General features: G+C 43.6%; 18 protein-coding genes and 1 tRNA gene. 7 read left to right on the top strand and 12 right to left on the bottom strand.

The window, feature by feature from the left end:
- The 4 genes from prmA to AB5H98_RS05015 form a co-directional block, all read left to right on the top strand.
- The coding region (prmA, locus tag AB5H98_RS05030; protein WP_367924831.1) for a 50S ribosomal protein L11 methyltransferase at positions 1-549 on the top strand (549 nt) is incomplete at its 5' end.
- Positions 550-552: 3 nt separating this feature from the next.
- Positions 553-1,299, top strand: coding sequence for a 16S rRNA (uracil(1498)-N(3))-methyltransferase (locus tag AB5H98_RS05025; protein WP_367924830.1), 747 nt, complete (start codon positions 553-555; stop codon positions 1,297-1,299).
- A 2-nt stretch (positions 1,300-1,301) separates the two neighbouring features.
- A complete protein-coding gene (locus tag AB5H98_RS05020) occupies positions 1,302-2,162 on the top strand; it encodes a D-alanyl-D-alanine carboxypeptidase family protein (RefSeq protein ID WP_367924829.1) in 861 nt (286 codons plus the stop codon).
- Between the two features lie 191 nt (positions 2,163-2,353).
- A complete protein-coding gene (locus tag AB5H98_RS05015; protein WP_367924828.1) occupies positions 2,354-3,229 on the top strand; it encodes a DegV family protein in 876 nt (291 codons plus the stop codon).
- Positions 3,230-3,303: 74 nt separating this feature from the next.
- On the opposite strand, the gene AB5H98_RS05010 is transcribed toward AB5H98_RS05015, so the two are convergent.
- Positions 3,304-4,890, bottom strand: a complete 1,587-nt coding sequence (locus tag AB5H98_RS05010) for a phosphoenolpyruvate--protein phosphotransferase (protein ID WP_367924827.1) — start codon at positions 4,888-4,890, stop codon at positions 3,304-3,306.
- A gap of 286 nt (positions 4,891-5,176) precedes the next feature.
- Between AB5H98_RS05010 and AB5H98_RS05005 the strand changes: the two genes are divergently transcribed.
- Both AB5H98_RS05005 and AB5H98_RS05000 read left to right on the top strand, forming a co-directional pair.
- Complete coding sequence (locus AB5H98_RS05005) at positions 5,177-5,848, top strand: hemolysin III family protein (protein WP_367924826.1); 672 nt, start codon at positions 5,177-5,179, stop codon at positions 5,846-5,848.
- 505 nt (positions 5,849-6,353) lie between these two features.
- A tRNA-Ser gene (locus tag AB5H98_RS05000) sits at positions 6,354-6,441 on the top strand.
- A gap of 143 nt (positions 6,442-6,584) precedes the next feature.
- Here AB5H98_RS05000 and xerC read toward each other — a convergent pair.
- From xerC to AB5H98_RS04970, 6 genes are all read right to left on the bottom strand, one after another.
- Positions 6,585-7,799 (bottom strand): tyrosine recombinase XerC, encoded by a 1,215-nt coding sequence (gene xerC, locus AB5H98_RS04995; protein WP_367924825.1) that lies wholly within the window; start codon positions 7,797-7,799, stop codon positions 6,585-6,587.
- 120 nt (positions 7,800-7,919) lie between these two features.
- Positions 7,920-8,837 (bottom strand): ParB/RepB/Spo0J family partition protein, encoded by a 918-nt coding sequence (locus tag AB5H98_RS04990; protein WP_367924824.1) that lies wholly within the window; start codon positions 8,835-8,837, stop codon positions 7,920-7,922.
- Positions 8,834-10,219: a relaxase/mobilization nuclease domain-containing protein gene (locus AB5H98_RS04985; protein ID WP_367924823.1), complete on the bottom strand. Its 1,386-nt coding sequence runs from the start codon at positions 10,217-10,219 to the stop codon at positions 8,834-8,836. Before AB5H98_RS04985 ends, AB5H98_RS04990 begins: the two co-directional genes overlap by 4 nt.
- Positions 10,210-10,524, bottom strand: coding sequence for a hypothetical protein (locus tag AB5H98_RS04980; protein ID WP_367924822.1), 315 nt, complete (start codon positions 10,522-10,524; stop codon positions 10,210-10,212). The genes AB5H98_RS04985 and AB5H98_RS04980 overlap by 10 nt, the downstream gene beginning before the upstream one ends.
- Before the next feature lie 195 nt (positions 10,525-10,719).
- Complete coding sequence (locus AB5H98_RS04975) at positions 10,720-11,745, bottom strand: AAA family ATPase (protein WP_367924821.1); 1,026 nt, start codon at positions 11,743-11,745, stop codon at positions 10,720-10,722.
- Positions 11,735-11,962 (bottom strand): helix-turn-helix domain-containing protein, encoded by a 228-nt coding sequence (locus tag AB5H98_RS04970; RefSeq protein WP_367924820.1) that lies wholly within the window; start codon positions 11,960-11,962, stop codon positions 11,735-11,737. The genes AB5H98_RS04975 and AB5H98_RS04970 overlap by 11 nt, the downstream gene beginning before the upstream one ends.
- A 457-nt stretch (positions 11,963-12,419) precedes the next feature.
- Between AB5H98_RS04970 and AB5H98_RS04965 the strand changes: the two genes are divergently transcribed.
- Positions 12,420-13,919, top strand: coding sequence for a DUF6076 domain-containing protein (locus AB5H98_RS04965; protein WP_367924819.1), 1,500 nt, complete (start codon positions 12,420-12,422; stop codon positions 13,917-13,919).
- Between the two features lie 40 nt (positions 13,920-13,959).
- Here AB5H98_RS04965 and AB5H98_RS04960 read toward each other — a convergent pair whose 3' ends face one another.
- Genes AB5H98_RS04960 through AB5H98_RS04940 form a run of 5 tightly spaced genes read right to left on the bottom strand, consistent with a single transcriptional unit; the run spans position 13,960 to position 22,017 of the window.
- Entirely contained in the window at positions 13,960-14,664 is a 705-nt protein-coding gene (locus tag AB5H98_RS04960; RefSeq protein ID WP_367924818.1) for a DUF5131 family protein, read from the bottom strand.
- 1 nt (position 14,665) lies between these two features.
- Positions 14,666-15,811: a three-Cys-motif partner protein TcmP gene (gene tcmP, locus AB5H98_RS04955; RefSeq protein ID WP_367924817.1), complete on the bottom strand. Its 1,146-nt coding sequence runs from the start codon at positions 15,809-15,811 to the stop codon at positions 14,666-14,668.
- A gap of 22 nt (positions 15,812-15,833) precedes the next feature.
- A complete protein-coding gene (locus AB5H98_RS04950) occupies positions 15,834-18,626 on the bottom strand; it encodes a DEAD/DEAH box helicase (protein ID WP_367924816.1) in 2,793 nt (930 codons plus the stop codon).
- Positions 18,623-20,725: a site-specific DNA-methyltransferase gene (locus AB5H98_RS04945; RefSeq protein ID WP_367924815.1), complete on the bottom strand. Its 2,103-nt coding sequence runs from the start codon at positions 20,723-20,725 to the stop codon at positions 18,623-18,625. The genes AB5H98_RS04950 and AB5H98_RS04945 overlap by 4 nt, the downstream gene beginning before the upstream one ends.
- A complete protein-coding gene (locus tag AB5H98_RS04940; protein WP_367924814.1) occupies positions 20,725-22,017 on the bottom strand; it encodes a hypothetical protein in 1,293 nt (430 codons plus the stop codon). The genes AB5H98_RS04945 and AB5H98_RS04940 overlap by 1 nt, the downstream gene beginning before the upstream one ends.
- Positions 22,018-22,131: the final 114 nt, after the last annotated feature.

Genomic DNA, 22,131 nt, shown 5'->3' with positions numbered 1-22,131 from the left:
AGTTGGGAGCATTACGATACAGACCGGGCAGTGATCACTTTGGACCCGGGCATGGCCTTTGGCACCGGTACCCACGAGACCACCGCTTTGTGTCTGACCGTACTGGACGAGATCGTGCACGGTGGTGAGCGGGTGCTGGACATCGGCACCGGTTCGGGCATTCTTGCCATTGCGGCCCTAAAACTGGGCGCAGGCAAGGCCGAAGGCGTGGACATCGACCCCATGTGCGTGCGCACCGCCGGAGAAAATGCTGAGCGCAACGGCGTCAGCGACCGGTTCCAGGTTTTAATTGGTGATCTGTCCGATAAGGCCAGCGGCACCTATGACATCATTTGTGCCAACATCGTGGCCAATGCCATTAAAGCACTGGTGCCCGAGGTACCCAATTTGTTGAAAAAGGACGGCATCTTTATGGCCAGCGGAATCATTGACACCCGTCGGGATGAGGTGATTGACGCAATCAAGGCCACCGGTCTGTCTGTGCGTGAAGTGAAAGAAAAGAACGGCTGGGTCTGCCTTGTGTGCGGACACGGTGCAGCGGAGGAATAAATCATGCCCCATCGTTATTTTACAACGGAAATCGAAACCGACCGGGCCTTTTTGTCCGGTGCAGATGCACGGCATCTGGCGGTGGTGCTGCGGGCAAAGCCCGGCATGAACGTAACGTTGTGCGACGGGCAAGGTACCGACTATGCCTGTTGTGTGCGCAACGCTGACCCGGATCGAGTTGAAATGGAAATCATTTCCAGATGTCCCAGTGCATCGGAGCCGTCGGTTCCGGTTACGCTATACGTAGGCTATCCCAAGCAGGACAAACTGGAATGGATCATTCAGAAAGGGGTAGAACTGGGCGCAGTGAACATTGTACCTTTCTTCAGCCGGTTCTGCGTGGCCGCCCCCAAAAAAGAGGAAGCGAAAAACGAGCGATACAACCGCATCGCCTTCGAGGCGGCCAAACAAGCGGGCCGGGGTGTCATTCCCCGCGTATCTATGCCCCTGAGTTATACCCAGATGCTGAGCGAAGCATCGTCCAAGGATTTGGCACTGCTATGCTACGAGGCGGGCGGAGAGCCTTTACTTAGCCGGTTGGAGGGCCCAGTGGCCTCTCTTGCCATCATCACCGGCAGCGAGGGCGGCTTTTCCCCCGAGGAGGCACAGGCAGCCGTGCTGCGAAACGGCCCCGCTGGCAGCACTGGCGGTGGCAATGGCTCTGACCGGCAATTTACAATAGCCGCGGGTCAGAGGGACACTCATATTCAATCCACTCCCTTTCGCCCGCGGCGCGAAAGGGAGTTTTGATTTTGCGCAAAAAACTATTTGCCGTAACCCTAAGCCTTGCTTTGTGCACAGGCCTTTTGGCCGGTTGTATGAGTGATTCTTCGTCCTCATCCTCTTCGTCCTCTTCCATGCAGTCTTCTTCTACCATGATGGATGATGTAGAGAGCGGTATGTCCAAAGTGGAATCGGACATCCAATCCGGCATGTCGGATATGATGGATGGTTCTTCTTCCACCAGTCATTCTTCCTCCTCTGAGATGAGCACCTCCAAAGCCGCGGCCGCAGCCGCGGCTTTGGAGGATTCCGCCTGGGCCACACGCCTTGTAAATGAGGCCAATCCTCTGCCCGAAGATTTTTCCATTAAAACCGTGATGATTGAAGGTTATGAAAATCGCCCCTTTGACGCCCGGGCTGCCGATGCACTTGAAGAAATGCTGGCGGACGCCGAGACCGCCGGATGCAAGCTCTACTTAGTGTCCGCCTATCGAAGCGTAGAACGGCAGCGAAACCTGTTTGCCCGCAAAACGCAAAGTTTTGTGAACGAGGGCTTTCCGCAAGAGGAAGCCGAAAAACAGGCTGCTCAATGGGTAGCCCGTCCCGGTACCAGCGAGCACAACTTGGGGCTGGCCGCGGACATTGTCAGCGCAAACTGGTACTCAAATCATGACGATTTGACCGCGGATTTTGAGAATACTCCTGAATTTGAATGGCTGCAAGCTCACTGTGCTGAATATGGATTCATCCTGCGCTATCCCAAAGGGAAAGAATCCGTGACCGGCATCACTTATGAACCCTGGCACTACCGCTATGTGGGCAAGGATGCTGCCGCACAAATCATGGCTGAGGGCATCACACTGGAAGAATATACACAGCAAAACGCTTAAAAAATCCCGCCGATTTTTTCGGCGGGATTTTTTCATATAAAACGAAGTTGTTTTGATACAACACCGTGTTTTATAAATTTGTTGCCACGAGATTACACCATTCGTTTTCGTACGACGCACACCGCCTTGTACGAACGTTGACAAATATGATACAATATTTTCAATACAGTCATGGCAAAGGAGAAGCAAACATGAGCGATTATCGCATTTTGACCGACTCCACCACCGACCTCTCGCCCGAGCTCATTCGCGAGATGGATGTGGATGTTATTCCTCTTTATTTTACCGTAGATGGCAAAACCTATGAAAACGACCCCGCGGGCAAGGAACTGTCCTTCTCCGCGTTTTATGACAAACTGCGTGCAGGGTCACAATCCAGCACTACGCAAATCACTCCCGAACGTTTCCGCGAAATTGTGGAGCCTTTTTTGAAGCAAGGCACGGACGTACTGTATCTGGCTTTTTCCTCTGGCCTGTCCGGCACGTACAATGCAAGTCGGCTGATGTTTGAAGAGTTGGCCGAGCAGTATCCCGAGCGCAAAGTGGTTACTGTGGACACTTTGGCGGCTTCTATGGGTGAGGGCCTGATGGTGTATCTGGCCGCACAGCAGAAAAAACAGGGAAAATCTCTGGAAGAAGTGGCCAAATGGGTAGAGGACAACCGCTTGAAATTGGCGCACTGGTTCACCGTGGATGATTTGAACCACCTGAAAAGGGGCGGACGTGTATCCGGCGCAGCAGCATTCTTCGGCACGATGCTCAATATCAAACCGGTATTGCATGTGGATGACGAAGGACATTTGATTCCTATGGAAAAAGTACGTGGCCGCCGGCAAAGCTTGGACGCGCTGGTAGATCACATGGCCAAGACGGGTTTGGACAATGCGCACCAGACTGTGTTCATCAGCCACGGGGATTGTCAGGCGGATGTGGACTATGTGGCGGATCAAATTCGCAGCCGCTTTGGAACCACCGATATTCACACCAACTATATCGGACCGGTTATTGGAACGCATTCCGGTCCTGGCACCGTAGCGCTGTTTTTCTTGGCTGAAAACAGAGGGTAAGCACCCGTTTTCTTATCTGTGCAACATAAAAAACATCCTGACAGAAAGTTTTTCTGTCAGGATGTTTTTTATATTCAAAGAGAAATCCCCATCAGATATTCCTTGATTCCCAAAAGACTTCCATAAGCCATGCTCAATTGCCGCACACCCAAACGCAAGTACACTTCTGCCAATTCCGGCCGTGCTGCACTTTCGCAACACACACATACCGGAATGCGCGCTTCGGCAGCCGCCTCCACCGTCATGCTGACCATGCGGTGAACGGCCGGAGAAAAATGCGGGTAGTATTCCTGCGCCGTGGCACTGGACCGGTCTGCCGCATGCGCATATTGCGCCAAATTCGTGGTACTGATATGAAAAAAAGCAGACTTGCGAGCCAATTCGCGGGCACCCAGTGCAGCCGCCGGGGTCTCGATCATCACACCCACTGGAACATTTTCAGAAAACGGAACACGCCTTTTTCTCAAAGAAGCTTTTGCCGCATGCAGCATCTCCAACGCTCTTTCTATGTCGTCGGATGTACTCACCATAGGCAGTACGATTCGCAGATTTCCTTGCACGCCTGCCCGCAAAAGCGCGGCCAACTGTGTCTGGAACCACTGGGGATGTGCCAAACTGTACCGAACGCCTCGCAGCCCCAATGCAGGATTCGTCTCCAAAGCCCCTTCCGGACCATTTCCGCCATATGTGCTAATGGTCACAGGCTTGCCTTTTGCAGCCGCGAGGCACGCGGTGTAAAACTGGTATTGTGCCTCCTCGCTGTCATTTTCTCCAGGCCGCACCAGATATTCACTGAGCAACAGTCCGATTCCATGCGCATCTGCTTCAATAGCCGCACGAACATCCTCGGCAGTGGAACAGTTTGCATACAGTTCAAACTCCGTTCCGTCCCGCGTCACGCAGGCTGCATACCGCAGACGTTCCTCACTCAAAGTCCGACGCCGCGCAAGCCGAATGCTATGCGCAAAACGCGCCTTGGTGGCTTCATCCGGCTCCAAACATAAGTCGCCCGTGCTTCCATTGAGCGCTGCGATCTTTCCATCACATACGTCTAAAAATTCCTGTCCGGCCAACACCACTGCCGGTATGCCCATGGTCCTGGCAATGATGGACGCATGGGCATTGGCCGAACCTGCTCCCATGACCAGACCTAGAATCATCCGACGGTCAATGGACAAAATATCGGTGGGATACAATTCCTCCGCCGCCAGAATGCTCGGTGATGTCAAAGGAGGAAGCTGCGCCTGTGGCCCGTCCAGTACGTCCACAATCCGATAGCATGCATCCAATACATCACAGGCACGTTCCCGAAGATAATCGTCGTCCAAGGCCCGGATGCGGCCTGCAAAAATCCCAGCCGCCCGCTCTACCGCGGCGGCGGCACCTGCGCCTGCATGAATATAAGCAAGCACTTCATTTTGTAAGCCCTCATCTGCCATCATGACTTGCTGGGCCTGAAAAATCGCCTTTTCGTCGGCGCTTGCCTTCGCAATCAACTGGTCTAGATTCTGCTGGGCACGGGCAAGCGCAGAACGGTACGCCGCTTCTTCCTGACGGGGATTGAGCACTGCTCTTCCCATTCCCGACATGGAACGGCGCACACGGCACACCGGGCCGAAAGCCAACCCGTCTGAAGCCGGAACTGCCATATATTTCTCCATTGCGGCACCTCGCTTTTCCCCCGCGCGGCACTTTGGGCCGCGCCCCTGCTAAGTTCATGTATATTCCCGGCCACGGCACAATAGAAGCGTCGGTCCGTTTGATTTTCTGCTTTAGTATACCATATTTTTCCTTTCCTTTGCACAGGCTTTCCTCTTTTTCGTTTAAAAACACAAAACTTTCTTTCTTTTTTCACAATCTAGTTTTAAAAACCATATAATATATTTATCAAGACGTATTTATTTTGTTATCCAAATTGGATATAATAAAAAAGAAGGAGGGAGTTGCATGGTGCGCGAAACAGACCCAACCAAGTTTTACACAAAAGGAGAAGAAATTTTTAATGCCGTAAGTCATGGGATGGGCAGCCTTTTGTCCATAGTGGGAACCAGCGTTTTGGTAACCGTAGCAGCTTTGTTTTCCACGCCGCGCAATGCGGTTATTTGCCTTGTATACGGATTATCACTTGTGATTCTATATACTATGAGCACCTTGTATCATTCGTTTCCTCAGCGGGGAATAAAGTGCTTTTTCCGAATTCTGGATCACTCTACCATTTACCTGTTGATTGCGGGCAGCTATACACCTTTCACATTGATTTTGCTGCGTGATACCCCCCGAGGGACCTGGGTGTGCGCTGTAATCTGGGCGGCTGCATTACTGGGTGTGACGCTGAATGCCATCGATTTAAAAAAGTTTGAAAAGGTCTCCATGGTGCTGTATGTTGCCATGGGATGGGCGGCGATTTGGGTGCTGCCGGACATTCTGCATAACCTCGCGCCGGCAGGATTCTGGCTTCTTTTGGGCGGCGGACTGTGCTACACAGGTGGAATCGTATTTTACGCCTGGCACAAAATTCGCTATATGCACGGAATCTGGCATCTATTTGTCCTTGCGGGAAGCGTACTGCACTATCTTTGCATTTTTCTATATGTTCTTCCGCCAGTGTGCGAATTTTAATAAGCGACAAAACCCCTGCGGTGTCTGCCATTGACGGAGCCGTGGGGATTTGTTATAATAACAAAGCTAGCTTGAAAGCAGATGAAAAAGTGAGTGTTTCATGGTGCTTTTTCAGAATGTCAGGCTTGGAATATGGAGAGTTGTCCGAGTGGTCGAAGGTGCAGCACTCGAAAGTTTGGGCCTCTCTGGCTGATTTGTCCGCAGGGTTTGGCTTCACACGGGGATGAATCCGGGGTGTGCATCAAAATTTTTCCCGCTTATCTTGCATCGAAATCTTGCATTTGTCCAAATATCTTGCAAGGCGGTGCTTGAAAATTAAATATGGAGACGTATCGAAGTGGTCGTAACGAGAACGACTCGAAATTTTTTGTAGAGTTGGCTGTTTCCTCCGCTAAAAAAGCCCGTAAAATCAGGGGTTTTCTCCGGTTCGAAAATTGAATATTTTGTTGTTCTTTCCGTCAGTTCTTTCCAAAAGTTTTAGGAAGAAATGCGGAATCACATACACGGAGAGTTGTCCGAGCGGTCGAAGGTGCAGCACTCGAAATGCTGTGTACAGAAATGTACCTAGGGTTCGAATCCCTAACTCTCCGCCAAAAAAGTCCGAAAAATCAAGGTTTTTCGGGCTTTTCTTTTTGCCCTTTTGCTCAAAATCGGCTCAAAACTATGGAAAGAACAGCCTGTTTTTTGGAAAGAACAAGGCGATTTCGGGCATTTTGGCGTATTCGAACCTTAAAAATCAGTTCTTTCCGCCATCGTTTGAAATTTCGGTCCATTTGCTACTAAAATTCACCGATTCGGGAAGTGCCATTCCGCTGACCATTGCCTTTGCCGAGGACAGCTTTGAAGTGTAGTCAAGGTGAGCATATATGTTAGCGGTGGTAGAAAAATCGCTGTGTCCAAGCCACTCCTGAATTTGTTTCAGCGGTACGCCGTTCGCAAGAAGCAGACTTGCGCAACTGTGTCTTAAATCGTGAAAACGCATTCTTTTACAGCCGTGCTTTTGGATATACTGTGGGAAATAGCTTGTCAAGTATTCCGGTCGCATTAAATCTCCCAGCTCGTCTACAAAGACATAACCGTCATATTCGTAGTTGTAGCAGTTTCCGCAGACCCTTTTGTTGACTTCTTGTGCCGCTTTTACTTCTTTGAAATACTCAGCAAAGCTGCCGACAAGCGGAAGTGTACGCATACTGGATTTTGTTTTTGCAGAGTCCTGTGCGTACATTTTTGTTTTTCCGTCCACTTGCAGCGATGTGACCGTGTGCCTAATAGTGATTGTGCCACGCTCAAAGTCAATGGCGTCCCATTTCAGTCCGCAGACCTCGCCACGACGCAAGCCGTAGAAAGCGGCGACCAAAACAGGAAGTTCCAGCTTTGTCCCTTTGACTACTTCAAATAAGTGTTGCAGTTCTTCTGCATCAAGGAATACAGGCTGATAATCATTCTTTTTCGGACGATCCACCTTCATTGCCACATTCTGCGTAACAAGGTCGGTTTTCATTGCGTATTTCAGCGCCTGATGAATAACAGCGTGATAGTGAATAACCGAGTTTGGCTTGACCGTTTTCAGCTTTTCGGAATAGAATTGCTGAATGTGTCTTGCCTCTAATCCCTGAAGGGTTACTGCTTTCTTTCGGAAATACGGCTCAATCACCGATTTCACCATTTGCTCGTAAGAGCTGAATGTGGTTGCCTTAACACGCACCTTGACAATGTCCAACCATTCAAGCAGATAGTCTGCAAACGGCATATCGGAAGCAAGCTCGCCGACTTCCTGCGGCGGTACAAATTCACTTCTGATTCGCACAAGCTCGGCTTCGGCTTTGCGCTTGTTGCCCTTTTCGGGCAGTCCCGTGGAAAAGTATTTCACACGGCGTTTTCCGTTGTTGTTATAGTAGCTTAGCACTACATAATAAAAACCTTTTTTAACTTGTAGGTGTCCTGATACCATTGTTTTTAACTCCTTTCATTATACATCACAGGAAAGACCTACACCGACAAGCCTATTATAGTTTGCCGGCATAGTTCTTTCCATTCTGCAAAAGTCACTCGCTGTACACTTTAGTTCGAATTAACGGGCGTCTCTGTTGCGTTCTCGTTGGCGTTTCAAAAGCTCCAATCCTTTCAGAATATCTCGTTTGATTTGCTCATCGCTGTAATTTTGCGGAAAGTATTTGCGAAGCTCATCACGCGGCAGTTTGATTTGTTCTTTTTGATTTGGTTTTTCTTCCGACAAAATAGCGTAAATAGCGTCGGCGGTAAGCAAGCCGTCCTGTGACATTTTCTTCAGCCTGATACTCTGTGCGTGTGACGGTGTGCAGTCATTCATATTGATTGCGTCAAGCAAAGTGAGTTGTTCGTCACGGTCAAGGTAGGAGATTTCTACCGCAGGGTTGAAAGCGATTTTATTATCATCTACCATTGAAAGCAGTTCGGGAATTAAGTAAGTTAAGCGGATATAGCGTTGGATTTGTCGCTCACTATCATCGCTGTCTTTGCTCACTTGTGTTACACTCAACAACTTCTCGCCAACTTGGCGAGAAGTAACACCCTGATGTTTTATCGCTTCCAGCTTCATCTTATAGGCGAACGCTTTTTCGCTGGGTAAAATCGTTTCCCTTTGCAAATTTGCGTCCACCATTGCAATCACCGCTTCGTCGTCGGACATCTCACGGACGATAACCGGCATAGTTTCAATTCCGAGTACCTGACACGCCGCAAGCCTTCTGTGCCCTGAGATAAGCTCATAGCCGCCGTCGGGCAGAGGTCGTGCAAGCGCCGGAGTTATTGTGCCGACTTTGCGGATGCTTTCAATCATTCGTTCCATTTCCTCATTGTTCTGCACCTTAAATGGATGATTCTTGAACGGGCGCAGTTTGGAAAGCGGAATGTTCTGCACACGCTCCAGCTTTGCGTCGTCACGCTCCGCCTGCGTTGTAAACAGGTCGTCCAGAGTCGGTAAAGTAAAATCTGATTTTCGTTTTGTCATCGTTCATATCCTCTCTTTCTTGATTTATTAAGTCCGAAATATCGGCTTCGAATATTCTCCTCAATGAGAATATTTTCTTTGATTTTGGGGTTATCCTCTATAATTCTTGCCGCTGTTTTCCTGTCCTTTCGGAGCTGAGCAAGAGCCTTTGTGCAGCCATCTCGCTTGGCAACAAGCTTTGCTTTTTCGTCGGGATCGTGGTAAGAATCAATATCTCGGTAGAGCATTTTGCGGTAATCCGATATGAGCTTTATTTCTGAGTCTGTGTTTTTTATAAATACTTCCACAGAAGAAATATCGGTTAAGTGATTGTCGCAAATGAACTGTACCTGTGCGGTGTGGCGGTCAAGCCAACGGCAAGCCTCACGCATTTCGGGCGATAACGGCTTGTGTTTTTTATTCTTAGGAAGCACGCCGAGCAGATATAAATATCTGAAATACAACGCTTTAAGACCCGTAATCTTTTTGGCGGTTTTTAAGTTGCCTTTAACAAAATGTGCCTTTTGAATTGTTACACCGAAGCTCTTTTTTTCGGTAAACTCATAGTATAAGCGGTAAGCTTCCTGTGGGTTGTTTTTCAGTGTATCTCTCATTAGGTCATAGATTGCGTCACGGTCATAGCCTTCTCCCAAGCGGTACAAACGAGTCGCTTTTTTGCTGTTGACAGAGCGAATGGTGGCGTACTTATGATAAGGATTCATATCGACTACATATCCGAGCTGTTTCATAACATAAGCGAAAGCTTTGGGATTTGTACTCATCGAAAGTGCTTTATCTATCGCCTCACGCATTAAATTGTATCGAGTCGGCTCGCCGTTCTTTTCCGCAAAGTACAGCTTGCGTGGAGTCTTTCCTTTAGGATTTTTAATGACCGTCAAACCATTTTCTTTGCAAAGCTCATCGGAAATACTGCGCAGTTTCCAGTATGCTCCCTCGTTGCAGTTAAACTTCTTACCGTTCCACATATTCACCGAATTGATGACCAAATGATTGTGATATGTGCCGGTGTTAAAGTGCGTAGCGACCAGCACTTGGTACTGATCGCCCCACATTCTTTTGGCAAGTTCTACGCCGAGTTTGTGTGCAATCTGCGGTGTGACTTCGCCTGTCTTAAAACTCTGATATGCGTGATAAGCCACATTGCCGACCGTCTTATCGAAGCGTTCTTGTACCGCTTTCATCTCGGCAAAAGCGGTTTCTGCGGTGCAGTTTACGCCTGTCACATACATGGCTTTTTCTTCACCGATTACGGTTTTTCTTTCGTCACTTGCGTAGTGAAGTGCCTTGCAAATATCGCTGTAAATCGTCTTATCAGGGTTCGCCGCATAGCTCAAAACACGGCTGACACTGTCTGTTACAGCCCATATTTTTGTTACTGCCACGGCGAATCACTTGCGCTTTCCGGCTCACCGATTGTGTGATAAGCCTTCAAAAATTTGCTCACAACAACGTTGAAGTTTGCATTTACATTGGCTTCTGAAAGCGACTTCCAATTGTCACGAAGTGAGGTCAAACCTCGGTAAGCTTCGTAAAAATCCTGCGACAAGGTTGCCTGAACTTCCTTGCCCAAGCCAAGCTTTCGAAGGTAAGCAGAGAGCGAAAGTCCGCATTTTTTAGCGGCAGTTTCCATCTTTCTTTTCTCTCCCTCAGTCACTCGGATATTGATTGCAGTTGTTCTTTGTCTCATATATTTTCATTCCTTTCTCTGTATAATCGGGGTTACAGGGGCGGCAAGTCCCTTTCGGCAATTTGCCGCCGGTTTTGTGGGTTTCAAAGGCAACACAAAACCTATGCTCGCTATCCTTGCGGATTGGCATTACCTGTATAGCCTTATATCCACTTTCTCAAATAGTGACGATAGTGACGGCTGTGACGGTTTTTCCTATATAGCGGATTTATTGTCATCGCCGTCATTGCCGTCATTCTTTTTTAAGTAAATCAGTCGGTTCGTACCGGTGCGTTTTGTTTTGTATTCGATGCCTTGCGGCTGAAAAACTTCCGAAGAAAATCGGGCAAGCATTTTGGTCACTACATTCGGTGTAACCTCGGTTTCGTTCATCTGCGTTAAAAGTTCCGTTGCCGTGCCTCGCCATTCTTTTACTTCCGAAATATAATCAACCAGCCGGAAAACAAACTTTGGAATTTCTTCACGATGAATATCCTCCATATCCTTTCGCTCGACTAATTCCCACAAGTGACTGCGGTTGTCAAACTTCAAGGTCAGCTCCTGATATGCAATATCTCGACCGGTGGCAAGCAGCGTTCCGGTTTCGTTGGCACGGCTGCGCTTCAAAACAAAATTTGTATCTGCCGCACCTGTGATACCGGTGGAGCCTGATACCTCGTTGAACGGGTCGCTGACATCTTTCAGCTTCCTGACGTGGTGAACAACCATAACAGCGATGCTGTACTTGTCCGAAATATTTTTCAGTGCCGTTACATCGTCATAGTCGCCTGCATACATTCCGCTTTTCCCACCAGTGCTTTTTGAATCTCGCACCTTTTGAAAGGTGTCGATAATGACAAGTTTTGTTTTTGGAAAGTCGGAAAGATACTGTTCGATTTGCTGTTCCAAACCGTTGCCGATTTGAAAACTCGTTGTGGCAATTCGAAGTTCGGGCGGTGCTTCGTCTGTGATTTGATACAGGCGGCTTTGTATTCTTGCGTAAGTATCTTCCAAGCAAAGATAAAGCACATCGCTCTTGTGGGTTTCAAATTCCCACACGGGTTGTCCTCTCGCCACTTGAATACCGAGCCAAAGCATAAGCCAGCTCTTGCCGATTTTACTTGAACCCGAAAGCACACTGAGTCCTTGCGGTATCAAGCCGTCAACCACAAATAGGGTTTTTCTCATCGGCGTTGACAGCAGCGTGTCCGCATCAATCGTTTTCAGCTTCTCAACTTGCATTCTTCACTCCTTCTTCCATAACATAATTGATGACATTGACCTTCGGAATCTTAAAAGCGTTTCCGATTTTAACGCCGGAGATATATCCGTTGTTAATCAGGTCGTATGCCAAGTGTCGGCTTACACCGAGCATTTGTTGAAGCTGAGCTATTGTAACAATGTCCGGATAGTCCGGGAACATCATCTTGTAAAGCTCTTTCAATTCTGTTTTTCTCATCTTCTTAACCTCCTTTGTGAGAAAAAAGCTGCACAGTCTGTACAGCTATGTACGAGACAACAGATAGAATGGAGGGTTCTTTCTGTTGCCTTTTCGCCGCTTTACCCGAATGTCGTTTTTGTTATCCCTGCCCCTGTCAAGCGGCGTCGCTTCGCTTGAGTCGTCACAAGCTACATATCGTTTGCTTCCGTGTAGCCACGAAAGCTCGCTCATTTCGCTGTTCCTCCTCTTCCCCAAAAAGTCTTTTGACTTTTCGGGGACCCCGGTTTTCGCAAAGTCATATCCCATTCGGACGGTCATTCAGTTTTAGAAAATTAAATTTATCACAATTTAGATTTTCGAATTTATTATAGCTGTGTATTGACACCGAGGCAATGCTTTTGTATAATGTTGTTTGGAGTTATGTTAATTGTCTAAAACTGTTCAAAAACTGATTTTCTAAAATGAAGGCGAGAAAATGAAGAAAGATTACTCTGAATACAAGCCCACCAAAAACGAGATTTACAACCTGAACCGTTCCGACAGGGAAAATGTCAGGTTAAAATATTTCTATAACTACGCCGGTTTCAGCAAAGATGACAAGCGAATTCATATAACGGTCGATGAAGGCAATGAATATTTTTCTATGAACCATCTCATTGAAGAATATACAGGAGAAGAAATCACCGCCAAAAACTTTGCTAACGATACAGAATTGCCTGAATACATAGAGCGCAATAAAAAGCAACGAGATGTGTTTGCAAGCAGATTTCAAATAGATTTTGAAGGCGCCGAATACAGAGAACAGCAATATCTTTGGGATAAAGATAAAGGTTTTCCGGAATTGCCTTTTAATAATGTTCTGAGCGGTGCAAGAATTAACTTGCAGTACGGCGAGGGCATATTGGATTTCATATATGCGGATTTCAAATCGACAATTCAGGAACAACTTAAATTGGTTGAGATTGAAAACCTGATTTACAAGTTCGCACAGCAAGAAGGCGTGAAAAAAGAAAAATCTCCGATTCATAAAGACGAACCGGAGAAAATTTACAGTCAATTGCAGGAGCGAGTGGAAGAATACTACGAATATTCCGAAACCATAATCAGTATCAAAGACATAATCTACGCCTCTTTATATTCCGCTATCTGTCCCCCTGTTTTCAAAAAAGGAGGCGATAAAAAGAAGCAAACATTATGGTACGGCAATTATCTTTTGAGACTCCAACAGGAATATCTTGAGATGATTGAATTTTGCTTTGACGAAGATTATTATCCCGAAGCTTTGGCGGACAGATTGCCATCGGAAAGGTTTTATATTTACCGTTCTCTAAAAGGTTTGTCACCGTTCTTGGAGAGGACGGAAGAAGTGGCTTTCTCAAATACAATGAGCGGAAAAGAAATGCCTTACGGTATGGATATTGAAGGGCTGAAAGAAAGATTTTCTCAAAGTTCGGTACCGAATGATGCACACAAGGAGCTTGCCGAAAAATTCGGAACAACTCCCGAAAAAGTTGTAGCTTTGATAAATTTGCCGCATTTTATCAGCCGCCAATATGTGTTCGGCTCGGTCGCTGAAATTCTTGAAATGGAATTTACTAAAATGCTCGAACACAATGTCCGATTCAGAAAGTGCAAACGCTGCGGTAAGTATTTTATTATGAAAGGCAACTATGACACCAATTACTGCGACCGCATTGCCGAGGGTGAAACCCGCAACTGCCAGGACTTAGCCGCACAAGAAAACTATAAAAAGAAAATGGCAAACAATGCCGCCATTCCGTTATATCAAAAGTATTATAAGCGCTATGCCGCCCGTGTGCGTGTAAGGCAGATTAAAGAGCCTGATTTCAAAAAGTGGAAATATCAGGCGATGACAAAGCGCGACGAATGCTCCGACGGCAAAATCACCCTTGCGGAGTTTGAAGAGTGGTTGGAAGCCAGTTTCCCGAATAGAAGAAAGAAAGTCGATATATAACAAATGAGGAGCATTTTCGTTGCTCCTCATTTTCTAATGTTTATTTATTTGGGTATTCTTTATAATATTTACCTTGCAATTCGCTGCCGTTTGATTTTTTATTGAATCCGCCCCATTGCTTAAAGAAAAACGGAACGTTATTCTTTATTGCAAGATCTCTGAGTTCAATGACCCAACTCTCGTCCATTGGCCTACTTTTCACTCCGGATTCCCCGCCGACAATTAACCAATCAATACCTAAAAGGTTAATATCAGATATAGATTCCAGCAAAGGCTCTGCCGATATAAATTTAACTTTTGCTCCTGTTTGTTTTAAGTCTTCACAACGATATATTGCTTTTTGGTTTTCAACTGATACTCCCATCCAAATATTATCCGTCCAGTTAATTTGAGATGAAAGCTCTAAAAGACGTCCTGAACGTTTTGTAAGGACCTGAAAGGTATGCCAGCTCGCCTCATTCATAGTCTTAAATATTGCAAGTATATCTTCATCAGAAATATCGTCATGAAATAAATCGGACATTGAATCCACAAAAATTCTACGTGGCTTTACCCATTTTAAAGGCTTTTGAAATAAATCCCTATGAACTGTCACCTTAAATCCATTTACATATCTTGCATTACCCATAGCCTTTAGTCTTTTCGCAAACGAAGCCGCATAGCAATGTTCACATCCTTCAGAATACTTTGTGCAGCCAGTGGTAGGATTCCAAGTTTCTTCCGTCCATTCTATTTTAGTTGGCATATTAAACTCCTTTTACAGTCGAAAATTTTACAGTGCCATCTCTATGAAATTCGGCTCCATATGTACTTCTCAACGCATCCTTAATATCATTTTTATAGCCATCACTTGGGAAAACAGGATGTTCATCTAAGTCTGCATATATTGTTTTGAGATAAAGCGGATTGTCGTGTTTATACTTGTTGTAGATGTATTTGGCAATATCTTTTATAAAATAACAATCTTCATCTGTTGGGGAATCAAGAACCCCGTCACCGTTTAAATCAAGTTGGAGTTGAAGCTCATTGCCGTGGGTATTTTTTAAAGAGGATTTATCGCCAAAAGTTTTCCAAGCAACTCGCTTAAACAGTTTAATCCCTTCAACATTTGAGCAACAGTGTATAAGATTGTAAACAAGGCCATTCGTGCGAGTGAAAAATGGGAAGGATGCAATATACTTATTCTGAGAGCTTCCTGTTTTTCTCTTGTTAATAATAGCAATAATTGCGTCATTTAATTGATGCTTATCTTTTCCCATTTTAATGATCGTTGCAATATCTTCTTGATACGTTTCGGTATATCTCACAATCACATCTTTCTTCTTTGCCTGTGATGCGCCTCGAGAAGTATCAGACACCATATGATTTATTATAACTTCTCCCCAAATGTTTAAAAATGGAGTGACGGCATCCCAGTCAATCGCTGCCTTGTACGGATCATATAATAGCAATGTGTTGAATTTGCTTTTGTATTCATCCAAATCAAGCCCTTTAAGAAAAGAATCGCAGTCTTCGCTTCTATAAACCACTTGAATATTCGTAAGATTTGCCTTTTCAATTTCCGATTTTAGATGCTCTATACGTTGTTCGGAAATATCATTAAATATCAAAATAGCGTTTTTCCCCGGATAATTCGTAATAATATCATTTAATTTTTGGGCAACTCGTAATGCCGTTCCGTTAATCAAATTCCCTTTTTCATCCAGATAAACGCCACTATTGCACATACAGTCAATATAGATAACTCCCTTTGAGCCATTACGACCGTCTTTCCCATTATAACCGAGAATTTTTCGAGCCCATTCATCGACATATCTTTCAATAAGCTCAAACTTTTTTATAGTGTGTGGTTTAGCTTCTGTAATAATCTCTGTATCCATCTGTTTTGACACATAGCTCACCTCCAGTTATTTCTTAATCGAATGTTCCATCCGTATCAAAAATATGGTCGAACTCATCGCTGTTCTGTGCTTTTAGCACTTTATCTCTGATAGCACCTTTGGCAAGATCCAGTCTCTTAAAACGAGTTTTACCTGCCGAATTCTTGCCCTGACGGATTATTTGTATACGACCGATGCGGATTTCTTCTGCCGCATACTTGGCAAATCCCTTTGCCTTTGCGAGGTTGTCCTTAAAGTCAGGATTGTGTGGTTCTAAAATGTCAATTACATATCCAAGTATAGCATCTTTGCGAACAATAATAAAATCAGGATATGCTGGTTTAATTTCATTTTCTATTTCATATGGAATGCATAGTGACCAAGAACTTCTTGAAGGATTTCTGATCCAACATACAAAATCGTCAGATTTCATTTCTTCCTTTAACACTCCCTGTTCCCATCCATTAAGCTTGATTTTTGCAAGACCATTTTCGTCAGCGAACAGATGATTATCATATTCCTCGCCGCCATCTTCCAATCGTACACTAATAGTTTCAGGTAATGAGAAATTGTGCTTACTTACAGTGTCGGAATCCGAAACAATACTATCATATTGCTTTTTGCAGCGATCATCTTTGGAAACAACATATTTACGATAGCGATCGTTTAGTTCATGAAATTTCTTTTCTGCATAGCGATTAAGTTTTGAAACGCAATCATCATCTGCGGCAAATAGAATACAATCGACCTTATATTGTGATGGATTTTCCAAATCGGCATATTTTCGACCGTATTTATACGGAAAACCATATGCACCAAGTCTGGCGTCTGCAGCACGAAGTTGACGATCCAAATCACTGTCAGATGCAGTAAATAAACTATGTACAAGTCCATTGTCAAGAGATTCACCAAAAACATCGAAAATGCGAACAGACAGCTTGAATGACAATACGTTTTTTGCAAGTTGATCATATTCGCCTCTTTTGTGAAGATCTTCGATGTAACTATGCATCATTGCGATAACTTCAGAATCCATTTCCTCCTTAGCATTCGGACAAATATTGTATTGTGTTAGCAAAGTTGTGAGATTTAGCAACGATTTAAGATAATTGTTAATTCTTACATTTCGTACAATATAGGTTAAATAACCTTGTTCGTTAATAAACTTAGTAATACCCTCGCGGTCAATCTCTATTGATGTTTCCGTTTGTTTGACATCATCAATCTGTTCATCTAAATTCACTGATGTTGAAGTTTGATGTATAGCAGGAACTGTATCAGCAGGTTGTTGAGGACAGCTTTCCTGTGCTTCTTTCGGATCAGAATTCGTTGTATATCCTGCCGAAGAATCTTTAGATATTGTAGGCTGTTCAGCCGTAGGTAGTGTAAAAATATTAAGTTGATCAGGATTTTCTTCAGTATTTCTTTTTGATCTTGAAGCCGTATGTACGGTCCAAGGTACATAGACCTGGTTTTCTAATGACTCATCGTCTATGACAGTAGGTATTTCTCCTCCTTCTGTGCTTTGTAGTTCATCAATTACTTGTTTAACGGTATCAACATTGAAATAAGGCAAATACAAACGAACATCATTGAGTGAATCATCTACCATAATGTGGCACTGAAGCGGTGTACGCACCATTCGACCGAGCAGTTGTGCAATATAGGTAGCATCCTCTGCGTGACGGAAAGACATCATAGTTTCTGCTCTTGGACAATCCCAACCAGTAGAAAGATTTTCTTTAAATAGAACAACCTTGATACGCCTGTCGTCCGTAATGTCGGCAGGGTCAATATGTGGAACATTCAATCCATTAATTGTCAGTGTTCCTGTAGATCCAAATGTATGCACCACTTCGTTCTCACTGAATTTTGTATTAAGGCGTTCCTCAATTTTCGCAATCACATCTTCTAAATTTGTATCCGAAACAGCCTTGCCGGTACCTGCCAGTACTTGAATGACAAAAACGGGATTTACATTTGCATAATGCTGTTCATAAGTATATTGATACCAATGCTCGCACTTGTTTTTCCATTCATCTGTTGCCGCTTGCAAAACAGCCATATCATTATGCTTTTCGGGATCATCGGGATATGTGATAACAATTCTATCTTTTAACAAACCTGACGCACGTACTTCATTGGCTGAAATAATACATTTCTGAAGTGTTGAGTTTGTATCACCGACCAAAGCATTAAATCTTGCTGCAGTCGCGCTAATACCGATAACTAATGGCATTGGAGGTAGTTTTATGTCGGTGCTGCCTTTCAAAAATCGTTGCATAATAGAAGTAGCTCTACCAGCTTCACGACCTTGCATGCCACGATGCGCCTCATCAATAATAAAATACAAGCGGTCAGACTTTTCCCGTACAGTATTTGCGAGTGTTTCCCAAATCGTATACTGGCGTGTATCAGAATGATGAACAAGATTAGCCGCCTTACCAAGTTTTTGCGTGTTCAAAAAGTAAATATGTCCATCATCTAACATTTCTTGATCAAAAGAAGAATCATCAATTGTCACACACTGTCCAAAGCGGATTTTATCGGCTTTGAGGTCAATTTTCTGCTTGGATTGCTCGTTCAAAGCTGGGGAATCTGAGAGCCATACAAAGATGGCTTCAGGCTGTTCGGCATACTGATCAGTACCGTAATACACATCTTCAATAAAAGAGGCCATAATAATTGTCTTTCCTGCACCGGTAGGTGCTTGCAAAGAAATTACCTGCGGAGTATGCGTTCTACGATAACTTCCCAACGCCTCTGCTGTTTTCATACGAAGTTCTGCTGTAGCTCTTTTTTGAAAGGGAAATAATTCAACTTTCATTTCTTGTCCCTCCCTGTATTGATTCTAAAATTATCTAAGTAATCCCTGTATAACTGATATGTACGTTCAACTTTAAGCGATTTTGCCATTGCGCAATAACCAGCCTCATAGTCTGTAACAATAAATACGGTCTGCACTTCCGGATGTTCGGAAAGCATAGTCTCTAACTCGCCGAATGCACTTTCTTCGGTCAGTACAGCAAAATGGTTATCCGGCAAGAATAAAATACTCGGAATTTCGCTTTCAATAACCGGACATTTTCCTATAGCACCGGCTTTCATCCAAAGTGTTGGAAGCATTTCTTTAAACTGTCGACCAAGAGCAACAGCATTTTTATCGAGAAAACCAAGTTTGAAGAATGCGGCATTTGCTTTGAAGCCATCTGACATCGGAATATCGCTGCCGATATAATTGCCTTTGAGTGGCTCGCCGTTTACATCGTGTCCTTCAATGGAGCAAACAGTACGAGGCCAAGTAACATATCGAGCAATGCCGAGATTATCCCATTCTTCATCACCAGGATGATAACCTTGTTCGGTAAGTGCTTTTGCTTCATCAGCAGAAACCTCGTTATTAGTAACCATAATGCAACGTCGGTGACCACCATCCTCTGCATTTAGAAGATTTACTGCGTGAAGTGTAGTACCGGAACCAGCAAAAAAGTCGACAATTAAAGCGTTAGGTTTGTTGGCAACAAAAAATCTGATTGCATCATGAACTGCATATAATGATTTTGGAAAAGAGAATCTATTTTCACCTATAATTTTATTTAATAATTGAGAACCTTGATATGTTGCATTATGTGATGGCAGATCCCATTGAGAGCCTGGGATAAACTTCCTTTCTTGCGTCATTTCTCCCTCGATAATTGAACCATCATCTCTATGCCCTATTATTGGGAAAATTCCGTTTTCAACTTTTGACTGTTCACCACTAGCTAAATATGTAATAGCCATACCTGTTTTAGTAAAAGAGCCTAAACGAACATATCCTTTTTTATATATATCAATCAAATTTTCTCTACCAATACGCCATCTACCTTCTTCTCCGTTCGAGCGGATAGGCCAAATGACTTTTATACCCTCACTAGACTTAACAGTTTCTCTCGGAGTATCAATTGAAATAGCTTCTCCAATAGACACAATTTTTGTTCCATTTTCATTAACAAATATAGGATAAAACATATTTGGACGGTCTGTACGTTTTACACCAGTGCCAGAACGCATAAGCTGATTCCAGACTAATTTTTCTTTTTTCACAGATTTAGTATTACCTCTCCATTCAGGTGATAGAGATAATGCAACAGGAGCAGAAGAACCCAATTTTACAAAAAACAGAAACTCGTTAGATCTAGAAAAAGAATCACCTATAGTTACTCCGGCATGATTAATGACACTACTTACCATCTGTATTCTTGCTTCTGGAAACATTTCTTCAAGCAAGCATCCAAGGTGCAAATATTCTTTTTCATCAATGGTGACAATCAATACGGAATCTTTCGGGTTAAGCAGCTTCTTGGCAAGTTTCAAGCGCTTCTGCATCATAGAAAGCCACTTGCTGTGACGATAAGTATCTGAGCTGTCAACATAGTCATTATTATATTTCCAGTCTTTTGCTCCGGTGTTGTAGGGGGGGTCAATATAGATACAATCAACCTTACCGGCATATAGGTATTCTAAAAGTTGAAGAGCGTGATAATTATCAGCTTCAATCAGCGTGTGCCATAGATCACTATCTGGAGCATTGCATACACTATCCAATGGCTTTAAATAGGGGTAAATTGGTTCGCCGAATTCGGCTATGCACACTAACTCGTCCACGGGAACACTAATAACTTCTACATCTTCTCTGTGTAGGCAGGAAGCTACACCATCTGTGATAGACAAAACTTTATAGATATCATTGACTTTTCCAGTGCGTTTTGCTACTGTTGCTCCGACCTTTACAGGAACATCATAAAGTGGTGTACATTCTGGCAGATGTTCTTCAAATACGAGCCCGAATTTCTTCTGCTTTGCCATTTTATCTACTTCGTGCTGTATACGTTCACGTAGTTCTTTATCTTGTATTTGACTGATTAAATCATTAATTGCAGCCATTATGTTTCCTCCAAATTCAAACTTTTTATTGGACCGATATGCGGCATTAATCCATCCTTTATATAATCAATTTTTAGAAGATTATACAAAAGTTCATTAAGATAGGAAAGAATAATAATGTTGTCATAGCACAAATATGCAAGATCCAACAGATACATTTCAACATTATTTTCTTTTCCATTGTATTTATCTCTAAACGTAATTTTTTGTGATGTTACATCATATTCATAATCGAAATGATCAATAGCATTTCGCACATTACGATCAATGTGAATCGGCTTTGTAAATACCTCTCCGTCACACAAAGCTTTCGTTTTTTTACCTTTTGGCAGATTCCTAAAACTTTTAAGGTCTTTAAATTCGGAATTATCAGAAAATTCGTCTATGTTTCCACGGTGCTGTAAATTGTTTAGAGCAACAGGAATATCAATCAGCTCTAAAATCAATTCATAAGTATTTGCATAGAATGTTTTTAATTTCGAAAAGCTTACCGTAGATATTCCATAAGCATTCTTATCGATACTATCTCGTTTATCACTCAAACACAACATTACGACCGGAATAAAAGCCTCAAACATATCACAGAGGTCTGAAGTGATATTTAAGATTTTTTTAGTCTCCCTGTTAAAGTATTCTTTCCCGCCTAATAACATGATCAAATTATCGACTGATGAAAAAGAACCACTTCGCACCATTCTCAAGATTGCCTGACTACAATCAGTAAGCTCTTTAAATGATACATCTGGCAAAATAGTATTTAGATGGATCACTAACAGTTGATGCAAAGACATTGATGCATCAAGAGGATTTTTAATAACATACGCTTCAGAAATCTTCAATAATGGTGATTGGAGATATTCAATGTTCCCATTGAAATACATTGAATAAAACGCAGATATTCTGGGGAATAATTTGCTTTTGAATCCAATAAATCGTCCTATTTGCTGCGTGTACTTTTCATAATCATCATGTCCCATTATCTGCATAGCCATCATAAATGGACTGAACCCGCTACTAATCAATGAGTTTATTGATTCATACTTCGTAATTTTTCGATGCGGCAATTCAACTGAAAAGTCTGCAAAAAAATCAATATCCTCGGTCCTGCATTCCTGATCTTTAGCGCCATTTATTTCAAAATTATGTTCGTCTACAATTTTACGAATACCATTTATTCTACCTTTGCATTTGGGACAGCAAATATCAAATGGAATATCAAAATATCCCATTTGAAAACGCAATAAAATCTTTGTGCCACAATAATTACATTTCACCAAACGTCCATCTACCATAAAATCATCTCGCTTAAATTTGGTAAAGATCAGCTAATATTTGCTACTGCTGTTACTCAACCATATCTGTTTAAATTTATTAGGTTTAACTTTTACGTTGTTTTTTATGCCTTT

Source organism: uncultured Ruthenibacterium sp. (assembly GCF_963558415.1).
In the GTDB taxonomy this organism is placed as follows: Bacteria; Bacillota; Clostridia; order Oscillospirales; family Ruminococcaceae; genus Ruthenibacterium.
The sequence above is the reverse complement of the archived record's forward strand: the minus strand, read 5'-3'. Positions and strand labels throughout refer to the sequence as shown.

Coding starts and splice junctions, on each gene's coding strand:
- AB5H98_RS04950 (WP_367924816.1), bottom strand. CDS start 18,626: ATGAAAGTTGAATTATTTCCCTTTCAAAAAAGAGCTACAGCAGAACTT.
- AB5H98_RS05005 (WP_367924826.1), top strand. CDS start 5,177: ATGGTGCGCGAAACAGACCCAACCAAGTTTTACACAAAAGGAGAAGAA.
- xerC (WP_367924825.1), bottom strand. CDS start 7,799: ATGGTATCAGGACACCTACAAGTTAAAAAAGGTTTTTATTATGTAGTG.
- AB5H98_RS05010 (WP_367924827.1), bottom strand. CDS start 4,890: ATGGAGAAATATATGGCAGTTCCGGCTTCAGACGGGTTGGCTTTCGGC.
- AB5H98_RS04980 (WP_367924822.1), bottom strand. CDS start 10,524: ATGAGACAAAGAACAACTGCAATCAATATCCGAGTGACTGAGGGAGAG.
- AB5H98_RS04965 (WP_367924819.1), top strand. CDS start 12,420: ATGAAGAAAGATTACTCTGAATACAAGCCCACCAAAAACGAGATTTAC.
- AB5H98_RS04940 (WP_367924814.1), bottom strand. CDS start 22,017: ATGGTAGATGGACGTTTGGTGAAATGTAATTATTGTGGCACAAAGATT.
- AB5H98_RS05025 (WP_367924830.1), top strand. CDS start 553: ATGCCCCATCGTTATTTTACAACGGAAATCGAAACCGACCGGGCCTTT.
- AB5H98_RS04970 (WP_367924820.1), bottom strand. CDS start 11,962: ATGAGAAAAACAGAATTGAAAGAGCTTTACAAGATGATGTTCCCGGAC.
- AB5H98_RS04990 (WP_367924824.1), bottom strand. CDS start 8,837: ATGACAAAACGAAAATCAGATTTTACTTTACCGACTCTGGACGACCTG.
- AB5H98_RS05015 (WP_367924828.1), top strand. CDS start 2,354: ATGAGCGATTATCGCATTTTGACCGACTCCACCACCGACCTCTCGCCC.
- AB5H98_RS04960 (WP_367924818.1), bottom strand. CDS start 14,664: ATGCCAACTAAAATAGAATGGACGGAAGAAACTTGGAATCCTACCACT.
- AB5H98_RS04945 (WP_367924815.1), bottom strand. CDS start 20,725: ATGGCTGCAATTAATGATTTAATCAGTCAAATACAAGATAAAGAACTA.
- AB5H98_RS04975 (WP_367924821.1), bottom strand. CDS start 11,745: ATGCAAGTTGAGAAGCTGAAAACGATTGATGCGGACACGCTGCTGTCA.